The 14647-nt window shown below is 66.6% G+C and carries 15 protein-coding genes; 6 read left to right on the forward strand and 9 right to left on the reverse strand.

The genetic code is table 11. The annotated features are described in order from the left end of the window. Positions 1-417: 417 nt before the first annotated feature. The 5 genes from AC1DE3_RS18995 to AC1DE3_RS19015 all read right to left on the reverse strand — a co-directional run bounded on the left by AC1DE3_RS18995 (position 418) and on the right by AC1DE3_RS19015 (position 5805). Positions 418-1326, reverse strand: coding sequence for a polysaccharide deacetylase family protein (locus tag AC1DE3_RS18995; RefSeq protein ID WP_441509841.1), 909 nt, complete (start codon positions 1324-1326; stop codon positions 418-420). An 11-nt stretch (positions 1327-1337) separates the two neighbouring features. Continuing rightward, the gene (locus AC1DE3_RS19000) at positions 1338-3050 is read right to left on the reverse strand and encodes a dipeptide ABC transporter ATP-binding protein (RefSeq protein ID WP_476780017.1); all 1713 of its coding nucleotides are present in this window, start codon (positions 3048-3050) and stop codon (positions 1338-1340) included. 130 nt (positions 3051-3180) lie between these two features. Further along, positions 3181-4059 (reverse strand): ABC transporter permease, encoded by an 879-nt coding sequence (locus AC1DE3_RS19005; RefSeq protein WP_476780018.1) that lies wholly within the window; start codon positions 4057-4059, stop codon positions 3181-3183. Continuing rightward, entirely contained in the window at positions 4056-5030 is a 975-nt protein-coding gene (locus tag AC1DE3_RS19010) for an ABC transporter permease (protein WP_476780019.1), read from the reverse strand. Before AC1DE3_RS19010 ends, AC1DE3_RS19005 begins: the two co-directional genes overlap by 4 nt. 22 nt (positions 5031-5052) lie before the next feature. Then, positions 5053-5805: a creatininase family protein gene (locus tag AC1DE3_RS19015; RefSeq protein ID WP_441509845.1), complete on the reverse strand. Its 753-nt coding sequence runs from the start codon at positions 5803-5805 to the stop codon at positions 5053-5055. A gap of 77 nt (positions 5806-5882) precedes the next feature. Between AC1DE3_RS19015 and AC1DE3_RS19020 the strand changes: the two genes are divergently transcribed. From AC1DE3_RS19020 to AC1DE3_RS19040, 5 genes are all read left to right on the forward strand, one after another. Then, entirely contained in the window at positions 5883-6437 is a 555-nt protein-coding gene (locus AC1DE3_RS19020; RefSeq protein WP_476852655.1) for a MarR family winged helix-turn-helix transcriptional regulator, read from the forward strand. After that, entirely contained in the window at positions 6434-8026 is a 1593-nt protein-coding gene (locus tag AC1DE3_RS19025) for an ABC transporter substrate-binding protein (protein ID WP_476780021.1), read from the forward strand. Before AC1DE3_RS19020 ends, AC1DE3_RS19025 begins: the two co-directional genes overlap by 4 nt. A gap of 87 nt (positions 8027-8113) precedes the next feature. Continuing rightward, entirely contained in the window at positions 8114-9061 is a 948-nt protein-coding gene (locus tag AC1DE3_RS19030; protein WP_441509848.1) for an isoaspartyl peptidase/L-asparaginase family protein, read from the forward strand. 10 nt (positions 9062-9071) lie between these two features. Next, on the forward strand, positions 9072-10109 hold the full coding sequence (locus AC1DE3_RS19035; protein WP_476780022.1) for a ketopantoate reductase family protein: 1038 nt from the start codon (positions 9072-9074) through the stop codon (positions 10107-10109). Then, positions 10082-10837: an SDR family NAD(P)-dependent oxidoreductase gene (locus AC1DE3_RS19040; protein WP_476852656.1), complete on the forward strand. Its 756-nt coding sequence runs from the start codon at positions 10082-10084 to the stop codon at positions 10835-10837. Before AC1DE3_RS19035 ends, AC1DE3_RS19040 begins: the two co-directional genes overlap by 28 nt. A gap of 115 nt (positions 10838-10952) precedes the next feature. Here the strand turns inward: AC1DE3_RS19040 and AC1DE3_RS19045 are convergent, their stop codons facing one another. From AC1DE3_RS19045 to AC1DE3_RS19060, 4 genes are read right to left on the reverse strand one after another with little or no spacing between them, the layout of a single operon-like run. Next, on the reverse strand, positions 10953-11387 hold the full coding sequence (locus tag AC1DE3_RS19045) for a VOC family protein (protein WP_441509851.1): 435 nt from the start codon (positions 11385-11387) through the stop codon (positions 10953-10955). 29 nt (positions 11388-11416) lie between these two features. Beyond that, on the reverse strand, positions 11417-11899 hold the full coding sequence (locus AC1DE3_RS19050) for a DUF1579 domain-containing protein (protein WP_476780024.1): 483 nt from the start codon (positions 11897-11899) through the stop codon (positions 11417-11419). A 56-nt stretch (positions 11900-11955) separates the two neighbouring features. Then, positions 11956-12501: an SRPBCC family protein gene (locus AC1DE3_RS19055; RefSeq protein ID WP_476852657.1), complete on the reverse strand. Its 546-nt coding sequence runs from the start codon at positions 12499-12501 to the stop codon at positions 11956-11958. A gap of 40 nt (positions 12502-12541) precedes the next feature. Continuing rightward, the gene (locus AC1DE3_RS19060; RefSeq protein ID WP_476780026.1) at positions 12542-12889 is read right to left on the reverse strand and encodes an ArsR/SmtB family transcription factor; all 348 of its coding nucleotides are present in this window, start codon (positions 12887-12889) and stop codon (positions 12542-12544) included. A 225-nt stretch (positions 12890-13114) separates the two neighbouring features. Here AC1DE3_RS19060 and AC1DE3_RS19065 point away from each other — a divergent pair, with 225 nt between their 5' ends. Next, positions 13115-14569 carry an AMP nucleosidase gene (locus AC1DE3_RS19065; RefSeq protein ID WP_476852658.1) on the forward strand — a complete coding sequence of 485 codons (1455 nt, stop codon included), beginning with the start codon at positions 13115-13117 and terminating at the stop codon, positions 14567-14569. Positions 14570-14647 lie beyond the last annotated feature (78 nt).

Consider the following 14647-nt stretch of genomic DNA (forward strand, 5'->3'; position numbering starts at 1 on the left):
CGGCTGCGGCGCGGGCATCGTGGGAGGCTGCGGCCGGGGAACAGCCGGGCCGGGCTGCATCTGCGGCGGGCGCGGAGCCTGGGGGGCGCCCGGCGCGGCGGGCCGCTCAGGACCGCGCTGGCCCGGCTGCCCACCCGGCGGACGGTGCTGCTCCTGTGGCCGCTGGCGTGGTCCCCGTCCCGGCTCCTCGTCGCCGGCTGCGGGGGCCTGGGCCAGCCGGTATCCGGCTTCGGCAAAGGCTTGCCCGGCCTGCGAAATGACGAGGGCCGGCAGGACGGTCCCGACCAGCAACCAGCGTTTCGTGCGCATTGCAATTCCCGTTGTTCGTTTCAACGCGAGGGTATCAGGCCGGTCAGGGCCTGAACCCGCGATGAAGCGAAAACGGCAGGAATCGGGCAGCGGTTCCGATCGGACGGGTCAGAGCCCGGCTTCGGCCTTCACATAGGCTGCGATCTCGGCATGGGTCGCGAACCAGCAATCGCCCTTGGCCTTGGCAAGCCGGACCAGCTCTTCGAGGATCCAGAAGCGCGAGCGGTAGGTGATGACATGGGGATGCATGGTCAGCAGGAAGAGGCCGCCTTCGGCATAAGCTCCCTCGAACTCGCGGCGGAAGATGTCGAAGACCGCCTCCGGCGGTGTGTAGGGCCGCAGTGCCTGGAAGCGGTTCATGCTGAGATAGGCCGCGTCGTCGCGAATCCATTCGACCGGCAGCTCGACCATGCCGGTCGCCTCGCCCTTCTCGACGATCTCATAGGGATCGTCATCGGCGAAGAGCGAGGAATCGTAGAGCAGCCCGAGTTCGCGCTCGACGGCGAGCGTCACCTCGGAGAAATCCCAGGACGGGGTGCGCATGCCGACCGGGCGGATGCCGGTGATCTTCTCCAGCGTATCGGCCGAGCGCAGATGCAGTTCACGCTCATCGGCCGGCGGGACGGCCGTGTTGACCTCATGGATCCAGCCGTGAAGGCCGACCTCGTGCCCCTCGCCGACGATCCGGCGCTGCTCGTCGGGATAGAGCAGTGCTGTCACAGCCGGTACGAAGAAGCTCGCCTTGATGTCTTCCTTCTCGAGGAGATTCAGGATGCGCGGGATGCCGACGCGATTGCCGTACTGGCCCCAGGACAAGCGCCCGACCGATTTGCCGCCGTCTCTCAGCTCATTGGTCTCGTGGTCGACGTCGAAGGAGAGCGCGATCGCGCAGCGGGCACCGTTCTTCCACTTGGCCGGCTTCAGGTTGCGGCCGGCGCGCACCTGCTCGACCTTGCCGCGCCAGATCTCTTCCGGCCATTGCCAGGGCAGGAGTTCCACGAGTTCGGCGTCGCTCATCGGCTGTCTCCTCAGATCGTCGCAGCGCCCGGCAACACCGGCACGGCGGCGAGCAGTCGCTTGGTGTAGTCGTGCTGCGGATGGTCGTAGACCTCGCCGGCCGGGCCGCTCTCGACGATACGGCCGCGATACATGATCGCGACGCGGTCGCAGAGATGGCGGACGACCGAGAGGTCGTGCGAGATGAAGATCAGCGTCAGGTCGAGTTCCTGCCGCAGGCGGATCAGCAGATTGATGATCTGCGCCTGGATGGAGACGTCGAGCGAAGCGACCGGCTCGTCGCAGACCACGACATCGGGCTGCATCGCGAGCGCCCGCGCTATGGCGACGCGCTGGCGCTGGCCGCCCGAGAACTGATGCGGATAGCGGGCAGCAAAGGCGGGATCGAGCCCGACTGCCGCCAGCCATTGCCGGACATAGTCCTTCGCCTCGCCGCTCTTGATGAGCGCATGCGCGAGGGGCCCTTCGGCGATGCTGTCGCCCACCGTCATGCGCGGATTGAGCGAAGCGAAGGGATCCTGGAAGATCGTCTGGACGCGGGTCGTGAGCTTGCGGGGCCGTTCGCCGGTGCTCATCACCGGCGCGCCGTCGATGCGGACGAGGCCATGGTCCGGCGCGTAGATGCCGGCCGCCACGCGTCCCAGCGTCGACTTGCCGGAGCCGGATTCGCCGACAAGGCCGAGCGCCTCACCACGCTTCAGCACCAGCGTGACGTCGTCGACAGCCTGCACGGCGGCCGGCGCCTTCGACAGACCGGCCTTCTGGGCGAGTTTGCGGAACAGACCGGGCGTCCCTGCGAAGCGCTTGGCGACGTGTTCGATGCGGACGTAATGCGCCGCATCGGCAGCTACCGCTTCGGCCTGCCTGACCACGCGCGGCGGCGGAGCAACGTCTGAGCCTACGCCACCGGCGAGCAGGGTGCCGGGTTCGGCGCGCGAAGGCAGCGCGTCGAGTAGGGCCCGCGTGTACGGATGCTTCGGATGGGTCAGCACCGAAAGCGTCGGCCCGGCCTCGACGATCTTGCCATGGCGCATGACACAGACATGGTCGGCGAGCTCGGCGACGACCGCAAGGTCGTGGCTGATCCAGATCAGCGCCGTGCCGAGTTCGGCGACCAGTTCCTTCATCTCGGCGAGGATCTCGGCCTGCACGGACACGTCCAGCGCGGTGGTCGGCTCGTCGCAGATGATCAGCTTGGGACGATGCAGCAGAGCGATTGCGATTGCGACGCGCTGGCGCATGCCGCCGGAGAACTGGTGCGGGTAGAAATCGACCTTGCCCTCGGGGTCGGGAATGCGGACCTGCGCCAATGCCGCGACGGCGCGGCGGCGCGCCTCGGCGCCCGAGACCGTCTCATGCGCTTCCAGAGCCAATCGGATTTGCGTCCCGATGGTCAGCATCGGGTTCAGCGTCATCATCGGGTCCTGGAAGACCATCGAGATCTGCTTGCCGCGGATCTTGCGCAAGTCGGAGGCAGGCAAACCGACGAGTTCGCGGCCCTCGAGCTTCACCGACGAGCCGGACTCGACGCGGCCGGGCGGGTCGATCAGCCCGATGATCGAGAAGCCGGTGATGCTCTTGCCCGAGCCGGACTCGCCGACCAGGCCCATCACTTCGCCGCGCTTCAGCGCGAAGGAAACGCCGTCGACCGCCTTCACCACGCCGGCACGCGTGTGGAAATGGGTGGCGAGATTCGTGACTTCGAGGAGAGGGGTCTCGGTCATCGGCGTTGACCTCCGCCGTCGTGCTCGCCCTTGTGGCGAGCATCCACGTCTTGAACACAGTCCTCAAAGAACAAAGACGTGGATGGTCGGGACAAGCCCGACCATGACGGGTATGGCGTGCCCCGAGCCCTCATCGCTTGAGCCTCGGATTGACCTGATCGCGGACGCGGTCCCCGACAAGATTGATGGCGACGATCAGGATGATCAGGGCGAGGCCGGGATAGATCGAGATCCAGTAGCGGCCCGAGAGCATGTACTGGAAGCCGTTCGCGATCAGCATGCCCAGCGAAGGCTCGGTGACGGGCAGGCCGACACCGAGGAAGGACAGCGTCGCCTCCAGCGCGATGGCGTTCGCCACCTGCACGGTCGCAACGACGATCAGGGGCGGCAGGCAGTTCGGGAAGATGTGGCGCAGCACCACGCGCCAGCCGGGCAGCGGCGTCGACAGCACCGCCTCGACATAGTCCTTGCCGCGCTCGGCCGAGGCCGCGCCATGGGCGGTACGGGCGAAATAGGCGTATTGCGCGGCGGCGAGCGCGGCGATGAGCTGGACCTTGCCCTGCCCCAGCAAGGCGGAAAGCACGAGCGCGAGCAGAATCGCCGGGAAGGCGAGTTGCAGGTCGATGACGCGCATGATGAAGGCTTCCCAGCGCCCCCCGGCATAGGCGGCGCCGATGCCGAGCGAGACGCCGAGCGCGAAGGCCAGCGCGCCCGCCACCAGCCCCATCTGCAGGGAAATCCGCAGACCGTAGAGGATGGCCGAGAACAGGTCGCGCCCCTGCGCATCCGTGCCGAGCCAATGCGTATAGCCGCCCTCGCCGACATATCCCGGCGGGCGGCGCGCATCGGAGAGCGAGAGATTGGCGAGGTCGTAGGGGTCCTGCGGCGCGACGAGCGGCGCCAGCAGCGCGATGCCGATCATCAGCACGACCACGGCGAGCGCTACGACCGCGGTCTTGCTCTCGCGGAACTCGGCCCAGAAGCGAGCGGCGGGAGAAGCGTCCTTCATCGCGCGCCCCCCTTCCTGAGGCGCGGATCAAGCCCGACATAGGCGAGGTCGACGAGGAAGTTGATGGTGATGAAGACGAAGGCGACGAGCATGAGATAAGCGACCATCACCGGCCGGTCGAGCGACTGGATGGAGTCGATGATCAGCTTGCCGATGCCGGGCCAGGAGAAGATCGTCTCGGTGACGACGGCGAAGGCGAGCGTCGAGCCGAATTCCAGGCCGAAGACGGTGACCAGAGGGATCGAGATCAGCCTGAGCACGTGCCGGCGCAGCACGGTCCATTCCGAGAGGCCGGCGGCGCGGGCGAACTTCACCGTATCCGACAGCATGGCCTCGCGCGTGCCGGCCCGGGCCAGACGCGTCATCAGGGCAAGCTTGAAAAAGGCGAGGTTCAGCGCGGGCAACAGGAGGTGCGTGAGCCCGTCCAGAGTCAGGAAGCTCCATTCGATGCCGAAGACGGAAACGGTCTCGCCGCGCCCGCCGGCAGGCAGCCATTGCAGTTCGACGGCGAAGGCCATGATCAGCACGAGGCCGATCCAGAAGGTCGGCACGGAGAAGCCGAGGATCGAGACCGTCATGATCAGCTTGGAGGCGATGCCATCCGGCCTGTAGCCGGCATAGATGCCGGCGGGGATGCCGATCAGCGCCGCGCCGCAGACGGCGGCCAGCGTCAGCTCAAGCGTCGCGGGCAGCCGCGACAGGATGAGCTGCATCACCGGCATGCCGAAGACGAAGGAGCGGCCGAAATCGCCGTGCAGAACGCGGCCGAGGAAGGTGAGGTACTGCTCCCAGAGCGGCCGGTCGAGCCCGTAATGCGCGATGGTCTGGAGCCGGAGTTCCTGGCTGACATCGGGGCCGATCAGCACGTCGATCGGGTTGCCGATCGCATAGACGCCGACGAAGACCAGCACCGACATGACGAGCATGACGACGAGCGCCTGCAGCAGACGGAGGGCGACATGCCCTAGCATGCGGCCGGCCTCCGAGATGGCGTCACGGCCAGTTCTCCACCATCGCCGCGCGGGTCTCCTCGACACCCACTTGCCAGACCTTCAGCATCTCGTCGTCCGGCCGCTGATAGAGGCCGTGGAAATTGCCATCTCCAATGATCTCGCGCCGCCTCACGGGGCTCGCCGCCTGGTACTGCGCCGTATTGAAGGGCGGCTTGGGCGTATCGGGCATCGTCACGCCCGCAAGCCGCGTCCAGGGGAAGTTCTCCATCCAGGAGGCGTGCGAGGCGGCGGGGTCGATGGCCTTTACCGCGGCCTGGAATAACGGCGCCGCCCACCAATTGTGCAGCCGGATGCTCGCATCCGGATGGCGGCCCAGCCATTCGGTCGCGAAATTCAGCGCCGGCGAATTGCCGCCATGACCGTTGACCAGCACGATCCGGCGGAAGCCCGAGCGATAGAAGCCATCGAAGATGTCGCCCAGCAGCGCCGTGTAGGTGTCGAGCTTGAGCGAAATGCTGCCCGGAAAATCGAGGAAGCCCGGCGTCATGCCATAGGCCAGCACCGGGAAGACGGGGATGCCGAGCGGCGCGGCCGCCTCCTTCGCCACCCGCTCGGAAAGGATCACGTCGGTGGCAAGGCTCAGATAGGCGTGCTGCTCGACGCTGCCGAGCGGCAGGACGCAGCGGTCGTCCCGCTTCGCCTGGGCTTCGATCTGCATCCAGTTCATCTCTGCGACCAGCACGGCGCGTTCCTTGCTTTGCTTCCGCAGGCAGTAGACAGTTCGCCCAGCCACCCGCCAAAACCATCCTTGACTCTGGCATTCCGGAGCGTCAAGTTCCATTTGGAACTAAATTGGCAGGGAACCCTCGCATGCGGCGCTCGCCAACCTCTCTTTCGCCCGTCGATCCGGAACGGGAGGCCGCGCTGGCGACGCTCGATCCGCTCACCGTCACGAAGCTCTGGGACAATCCCTGCTGGCTGTCATTTCGGCTGAACTTCCTCGCCTTCCGCTTCAACGATCCGGTCTATCGCTGGATCGAGACCCGCTACGGCCTGGTGCGGCCCGAATTCGTCGCGCTCTATGCCGTGGGGTTGCGGGAGGGAGTCGCCGCCAAGAACATCGTCGCCTCGTCAGGCCTGCCGAAGAACACGCTGTCACGCGCCGTGCAGAAGCTGCTGCAGAGGCGGCTGCTCAAGCGCGAGACCGATCCCGGCGACCTGCGCAGCTATGTGCTGCATCTGACGACGGCAGGCCGCAAGATCTACGACGAAACCATGCCGCTGATGGTGCAGCACCAGAACACCATGCTCTCCCGCCTCGGCGAAGACGAGCAGCATCAGCTCTGCGTGCTGCTCGACAAGCTCGTCATCGCTTCGCCCGTCTGGCCCAACGAACTCGAAAACGAGGGGAACTTATCATCATGAAACCGGCCCGCACCTTCCGCCTCGCGGCCTTTGCCAGCCTGCTCGCCGCTGCCGTCTCGACCGGCGCGCTGGCCCAGACCCTGACGATCGGCGTGCGCGCCGGGCCTGAATCGATCGACCCCCATTTCACCGCCACCGGCACCCATGCCGAGGCGCTGAAGCATGTCTTCGACACGCTGACCTGGTCCGGCGACAAGCTGCAGATCGAGCCGCGGCTGGCGCTGAGCTGGAAGACGCTCGAGCCGACCGTCTGGGAGTTCAAGCTGCGCCCCGGCGTGAAATTCCATGACGGCTCGGACTTCACCGCCGAGGATGTGAAGTTCTCGATCGAACGCATCCCCGTCGTCGCCGGCCCCAACCCGACGACGATCTATGTCCGGCGCGTCAAGGAGGTGAAGATCATCGACCCGCTGACGGTGCATATCGTCACGGACGGGCCGGCCCCGAACCTGCCGAACGACTTCATCCGCCTGTTCATCGTCTCGCACAAGGCAGCTGCCGGCCTGAACAAGGACAACGCCAACGAGGCCTTCAACTCCGGCAAGGCAGCTGTCGGCACCGGCCCCTACAAGTTCGTTTCCTGGACGCCGAAGGACCAGATGGTGCTGGATCGCTTCGATGGCTACTGGGGTCCGAAGGAGCCTTGGGCCAAGGTCGTGCGCAAGGAGCTGCCGAACGATGCCGCCCGCGTCGCCCAGCTCAAGGCCGGGCAGGTCGACATCATCGTACGCGCGCCGGCCTCCGACGTGCCGACGCTGAAGCGCGACGCCAAGCTCAACGTCGCCACGGTCGAGAGCGTCTATCTGTTCAACATGGAGCTCGACATGCGGGACAAGACCCCGCAGGTCACCGCCAAGGACGGCTCGGCCCTGCCTAAGAACCCGCTGCAGGACGTCCGCGTGCGCGAGGCGATCGATCTCGCGATCGATCGGCCGGCGCTGGCGGAGATCGCGATGGAGGGCCTCGGCGCCCCGGCCAACCAGCTGGTGACGCCGACCATCGCCGGCTTCAACAAGAGCCTGCCGGCGCTCAAGCCCGACATCGCCAAGGCCAAGAAGCTGATGGAGGAGGCCGGCTATCCCAACGGCTTCAAGATCAGCTTCTCCTTCACCAATGACCGCCTGCCCGGCGATCGGCAGGTCGGCACCTCGATCGCGCAGATGCTGGCGCGCATCGGCATCGACGTGAACGCCAACGCCCAGCCGGGCGCCGTGTTCTTCCCCGCCCGCCTGCGCGGCGACTTCTCGATGTCGATGTCGGGCTGGGGCACGCTGACGGGCGAGGCCAACTACACCCTGTCCTCACTGGTGCATTCGAACGACCCGGCCAAGAAGCTCGGCGCCTTCAACGTCCAGAACTACGCGAATCCCCAGGTCGACAAGCTGATCGAAGATGCTGCGGTGGAGATGGACGAGGCCAAGCGCAACCAGATGCTGGCCGATGTCGCAGCCATCGTCGCCAAGGACCGGCCGCGCCTGCCGATCACCGCCGTGGGCTCGGCCTGGGCGATGCAGAAGGACAAGGTGACGATCAGCCCGCGCGTCGACGAGGACACGCTGGCCATGGACATCAAGCCCGCCAAGAAGTAACGCCGCGGCCCTCAGGCGTCATGATCGGCCCGCCCGGCCATGACGCCGTTCGACCAGACCGCTTCAGTTACCTGACAGGAAATCGACATGACCCTCGCGCTTGCCATCCATGGCGGCTGCGGCACGTTGCCCAAGGCCGAGATGACCGAGGCCGAATGGGCGCAGGCTCGCGCCGACCTCGCCGCCGCGCTCAGGGCCGGCTGGACGATCCTGACCAAGGGTGGCAAGGCGGTGGATGCCGTCGAGGCCGCCGTGCGGGTGATGGAGGATTCGCCGCATTTCAACGCCGGCCATGGCGCGGCCTTCAACACCGATGGCGAGCACGAGCTCGATGCCTCGATCATGGATGGATCGACACTGGCGGCCGGCGCGATCTGCGCAGCCCAGCGCATCCGCAACCCGATTACCGCCGCTAAGGCGCTGATGCTGCGCGGCGACCCGCTGCTGCTCGCGGGCCCGGCCGCCGACGCTTTCGCCGAGAATGAGGGGGTCGACACCGTCGACAACGAGCATTTCTCGACCGAGCGTCGGCGCAAAAGCCTGGCCTCGATGAAGATCCGGGAGATCGTCGGCACCGCCGCCGAGGCGAGCGAGGCCGAGAAGCACGGCACGGTCGGCGCCGTCGCCTGCGACGTGCAGGGCCATCTCGCCGCCGCGACCTCGACCGGCGGCTACACCAACAAACCGGCCGGCCGCGTCGGCGACACCCCGATCATCGGCGCCGGCACCTATGCCCGCGACGGGCGCTGCGCCGTCTCCGGCACCGGCAAGGGCGAGTATTTCATCCGCTACTGCGTCGGCCATGAGATCGCATCGCTGATCGCCTATAAGGGCCTTTCGCTGGAGGCCGCGACGCAGGCCGTCATGGCGGAGCTCTCCGAGCACAAGATTGGGGCCGGGCTCGTAGCAGTCGGCGCGGATGGCACGGTCGTCGCTCCCTTCAACACCGACGGCATGTATCGCGGCTGGGTGACGGCCGACGGCCTGCTTCATGTCGCCACCCACAGCAGCGTCGAGATGGCCGGCCAGGCGTGAGACAGCACCGATGAGCGAGCCGATCCTGATCTGGGGTGCGGGAGCCATCGGCGGCACGCTCGGCGCCTATTGGGCGCGGGCGGGCGTGCCGGTTCTGCTGGTCGACATCGTCGCCGAGCATGTCGAGGCCTGCCGGACCCGCGGCCTCGCCATCTCGGGACCGGTCGAGGAATTCACGCAGGTGGTGCCTGCCGTGACACCGGCTGAGCTCAACGGCCCCTACAGCCGCATCGTGCTCGCCGTGAAGGCGGGCGCGACCGAAGCGGCGCTCGCGGCGCTCAAGCCACATCTGGCCGAGGACGGCTTCGTCCTCTCCGCCCAGAACGGGCTCAACGAGCTAGCCATCGCCAGGGCCGTCGGCGAACGGCGCACCATGGGCTGCTTCGTCAATTTCGGCGCCGACTGGCTCGGGCCGGGTGAAATTCTCTACGGCAACCGTGGCGCGGTCGTGGTCGGTGAGCTCGACGGGTCGATCGGCGAGCGCGCCACCGAGATGCATCGCCTGCTCGGGCTGTTCGAGCCGGATGCGATCTTGACCGACAATGTCTTCGGCTATCTCTGGGGTAAGCTCGCCTATGGCGCGATGCTGTTCGCCACGGCGCTCACCGACGATTCTATGTCGGCGAATTTCGCCGATCCCACCCGCTTGCCGGTCTGGCTCGCGCTCGGCCGCGAGGTCGGTGCGGTCGCAGCCAAGCGCGGCGTGATCTCGCTAGGCTTCGGGGAGTTCGACCCGATGGTCTTCGCCCCGGGCCGGCCGGAAGGCGCGCAGATCGAGACCATCCGCTGGCTCGCCCACTACACCGCGCAGACGGCCAAGACCCATTCCGGCATCTGGCGTGACCTTGCCGTGCGCAAGCGCAGGACCGAGGTCGATCCGCAGATCGGCATCATCGCGACTGTTGGCCGCGAGGTCGGCGTGGCGACGCCGGCGCTGGAGACGCTGGTCGCGCTGATCCACGACATCGAGGAAGGCCGCCGCCCGATGGCCTTCGAAACGCTGAAAGTGCTGATCGACCGATGCAGATCCGTTTCGACGGCCGCGTAGCCCTCGTCACTGGCGCGGCCCAGGGAATCGGGCGCGCCATCGCTGCCGCGCTCGCCCAAGCCGGAGCTTGCGTCCACATCGCCGACATCGATACAGGCGGCGTGCAGGAGACTGCGCGGGAGATCGGCGCGACCGGGCATGGGGTCGATCTCGGCTCGCCCGAGGCCGCGCAGGCGCTGGTAGGCGACATCGTCGCGACGGAAGGCCGGCTCGAACTTCTGATCCATGCCGCCGGCGGCGTGCGCGGACAGGTCGGCCGCGCGATAGAGAAGATTTCGGAGGAAGACTGGCGGGTGATCTTCGCCGCCAATGTCGATGCCGCCTTCTTCCTCGCGCAGGCGGCGGCGCCGGCGATGAAGCAGGGAGGCTACGGCCGGATCGTCACCATCTCATCGGGCGCTGGCCTGCGGCCGAGCCTCACCGGCATCCAGGCCTATGCCAGCGCCAAGCACGCGCTGGTCGGGCTGACGAAGCAACTCGCCTGGGAATTCGGCCCGCATGGCGTCACGGTAAACTCGGTCGCGCCGGGCTTCGTGCGCTCGAACCCCGCGACCGAGCGGCAATGGCAGAGCTACGGGCCGGAAGGGCAGAAGCGCCTCGTCGAGAGCATCCACACAAGGCGCCTCGGCACGCCGCAGGACATCGCCAACGCTACGCTGTTCTTCCTGAGCGAACAGGCCGGCTGGATCACCGGCCAAATCCTCTCGGTGGATGGCGGGCGGTCCTGAGCCTGCAGCCGTCATTCCCGGGCGACCGAGGGTCGACCCGAGAATCTCGTTCCGAAAAGGTGCATCGGGCAGGAGTTGCTCGGGCCCAGCCCGAGCATGACGAGCGTTTGTGGCCTCAGCCGCAGTTCGCTTTATCGGCGGGCTGCTCGGCGCCGACCATCCAGCTGGTGCCGAAGCGATCGACCAGCATGCCGAAGCGGGGCGACCAGAAGGTCTCGGCCATCGGCATGGTGATCTTGGCGCCACCTTCGGAGAGACCCGCGAAGATGCGCTCGGCCTCCTCGGGGGTCTTCACGCCGACGCTGACGAAGACCGAACGCATCGGTCCGTCCGAGCGATCCGGCGGCGCATCGGACGCCATCAGCATCTGCCCGTCGACCTCGAGGCAGGCATGCATGATCTTGTCGTGCCACTCGGGCGCGATATGCGCCTCGGCCGGCGTGCCCTTGTGGTCCATCATGGCCAGCATCTTGCCGCCCAGTACCTTCTCGTAATGGGTGAAGGCCTCGCGGCAATTGCCCTCGAACATCAGATAGGTCGAGAGTTTCATCGTCTTTCCTCCTCGCTATGTTGAAACGTTCAGGCGATGCGGCGGTAGTGAGCCGCCATGAACTCGGTCCACTGGCCGTCGGCGCCGAGAGCGCGCGAGGTCAGCGTACGGTGATCGGGCGACAGGAAGGTGATGATATCCTGATACTTCGCCGTGGAGCCGTCGCCCGCCATGCTCGGCCCTTCGGTATCGAGGACCAGCGACTTGTCGTCGGCCGAGAGCGCGCCGTCATAGCGCCAGATCATCGTCATCATCGAGGCGACGAAGGTGCCGACGAAGCGGCCCTTTGCCGGGTCGAAGCCAAGAGTCATCAGGCTGGTAACCGGCGTGCCGTCCGGACAGGTGCCTTCGCCTTCGCCGAGCGTCCAGAGCCCGCCGAGGGAGCGGACGGTCTCCGCGCCCGTCGATGTCGTGGGCGGCTGGCCCGGCCCCATCGAGCACGTCATCTCCGCGGTCCACGCGCCGACGAGCTGATGAAGCCACTCATGTTCCTTCTGCGGTTCACCCATCATGCGCATGATCCTTAATGATTGCCGTCGGCCAGCTGATCGCGGTTGCCGAGGGCGGCTCAGGCGGGGCGCTCGGCCGCCGCATTCATCGCCGTCAGGCCGGATTCGAAATCGCCGCCGACCATGCGATCCATGTCCATGAAGACGTGCATGATCTTGCCGACGAACGGGGTCGGACCGGTCATGGTCCAGGTCACGAGCGTCGCCGGACCTTGAGGCGTCAGCGTGAAGGTCACGTCGTTATTGGCCTCGAACGGCTTGACGAAATCGAGCTTGAGCGCGACCCGGCTCGGCGTATTGGCTTCCATGATGCGCATGCTGCCTTCGCCGACGTTCTTATCGCCTGCCCAGGCATAGGTCGCGCCGACGCCGGTCTCGGGGCCGCCATAGCTGCGCTTCATCGCCGGGTCCTTCTTCTCCCAGGGCGACCAGGCGCCCCAGGCCTTGAAATCGGCGATCAACGGGTAGACCCGCTCGGGTGGCGCATTGATCGTGGCGGTGCGGGTCACCTGAAAGGTGTCGGGCTTGCGGGCGGCGAGGATCAGCACGACGGCGATCCCGACCACGACGATGCCGAGCAGGCTGAGAAGAACGGTCTTGAGCATGGTAGTCACCTGCAAAAAGGCTGAGGGGAATGGTCGAGCGTCACACGCTCGTTTCATCGGGTGGTTTCGCCCTGATCTCACGCAGAACCTCGTCCAACCGGCCCAGGCTTTGGTCCCAGAAACGGCTGTAGTGTTCCAGCCATTCCGAGACGTCCTGCAAGGGGCTGGGGTCGAGCCGGCAGGGTCGCCACTGGGCTTCCCGCCCCCGCGTGATCAGCCCCGCGCGCTCCAGCACCTTCAGGTGCTTCGAGACTGCGGGGAGGCTCATCGCGAAGGGCTCGGCCAGTTCCTTCACCGAACTCTCGCCTTGCGACAGCCTGGCCAGAATGGCGCGGCGCGTCGGATCGGCGAGGGCGGCAAAGGTCAGGCTGAGCGGGTCCGTCGACATCGTATGAAACCGATCAGTTAATTAACCGATTGGTTTTGTAATGCTGCCCTTCCCACCTGTCAACCGCCTTCGTAAGCAGTTTGTCGTAAGCCACCGCCGGTTGTTGTCAGGAGCAAGGACACGCAAACAGGGCTCTTCGCCCTGGCGCATTTTCTTCACGCGCACCGGTGTCCACTTCGCTCGAAAATGCTCTAGAACCGACATACGAGGAGGACGGACCCGCTCATGAGCTTCGAGACCGCAGCGACACCCGAAGCCGCCATCGACCGGCTCGAGCAGCTCTATGACGAAGCCCGCTCGGCGCTGCGCCGCGACCTGCAGCACTTCTTCGATACCGGAAAGGCCCCGACCACGGAGGATCGGGAGCGCTACCGCTACCCCATGCTGCGGGTGACCTACGAACCGTCGAAGCTCCCGGAGGCCACGCGGCGCGGCTATGCCAAGTTCGCTGCGCCCGGCATCTATTCGACGACGGTGACGCAGCCCGCCGAATTCCGGGCCTATCTGCTGGATCAGCTCAAGCCGCTCGTCGCCGAATACGGCGCGACGATCGAGACCGGCATCAGCACGCAGGAAATCCCCTACCCCTATGCGCTGGAAGGCGGCGACGAGCTCGGACGCGGGAAGACCACGCCCGCCGAACTCGCACGGCATTTCCCGACGCCGCTGCTGGCGCTGGTCGGCGACGAGATTGCCGACGGGACCTATGAGCTTATCGAAGGCGAGCCGCGCCCGCTCTCCCTGTTCGACGCGGTGAGGGTCGATTATTCGCTGCGGCGCCTCGTGCACTACACCGGCACGGACTGGCGGGCGGTGCAGCCCTGGGTTCTGCTGACGAACTATCACCGCTATGTCGACCAGTTCGTGCGGCTTGGGCTGGCCGAGATCGAAGCCGGAACGGCCGAGGCGCTGGTCGCGCCGGGCGGCATCCGCATCGGGCGCGACGGCCTCGACGTCTCGGCGGCGGAACGGGTGATGTCGGCGCCCTGGCACCGCTTCCAGATGCCCGCCTACCACCTGATCCGGAAGACCGGCGAGGGGGTGACGCTGGTCAATATCGGCGTCGGCCCGTCCAATGCGAAGAACATCACCGACCATCTGGCGGTTCTCAGGCCGAATTGCTGGCTGATGGTCGGCCATTGCGGGGGCCTGCGCCAGACCCAGATCATCGGCGACTACGTCCTCGCCCATGCCTATCTCAGGCAGGACCACATTCTCGACGAGCTGGTGCCCCCCGAAGTTCCGATCCCGGCGCTGGCGGAGGTCCAGGTCGCGTTGCAGCAGGCCGCCGCCGAGATTACCGGCGAGAAGGGCGACCGGCTGAAGCAGCGGCTGCGCACCGGGACCGTGGTGACCCAGGACGACCGCAACTGGGAACTGCAATGGACCAAGGAACGGCGGCGCATCAACCTGTCGCGCGCCATCGCGGTCGATATGGAATCCGGCACCATCGCCGCGCAGGGCTATCGGCTCCGCGTGCCCTACGGCACGCTGCTCTGCGTCTCCGACAAGCCGCTCCATGGCGAGATCAAGCTGCCGGGCGCCGCCAACGCCTTCTATGAGCGCGCCGTCGGCGAGCATCTGCGGATCGGGCTCGCTGCGCTGGAGAAGCTGAAGGAGGCGGGCTCCGCCATCCATTCGCGCAAGCTCCGGAGCTTCGATGAGCCGCCGTTCCGGTAGGCGAGGGGAGAAGCGGCGTCACGCTCGGGCTTGACCAGAGCATCTCGTGACGGAAAAGCGCCCTCTCCTCCGAGAGAT

The sequence above is a fragment of the Allobosea sp. 10L417 genome (genome assembly GCF_056395485.1).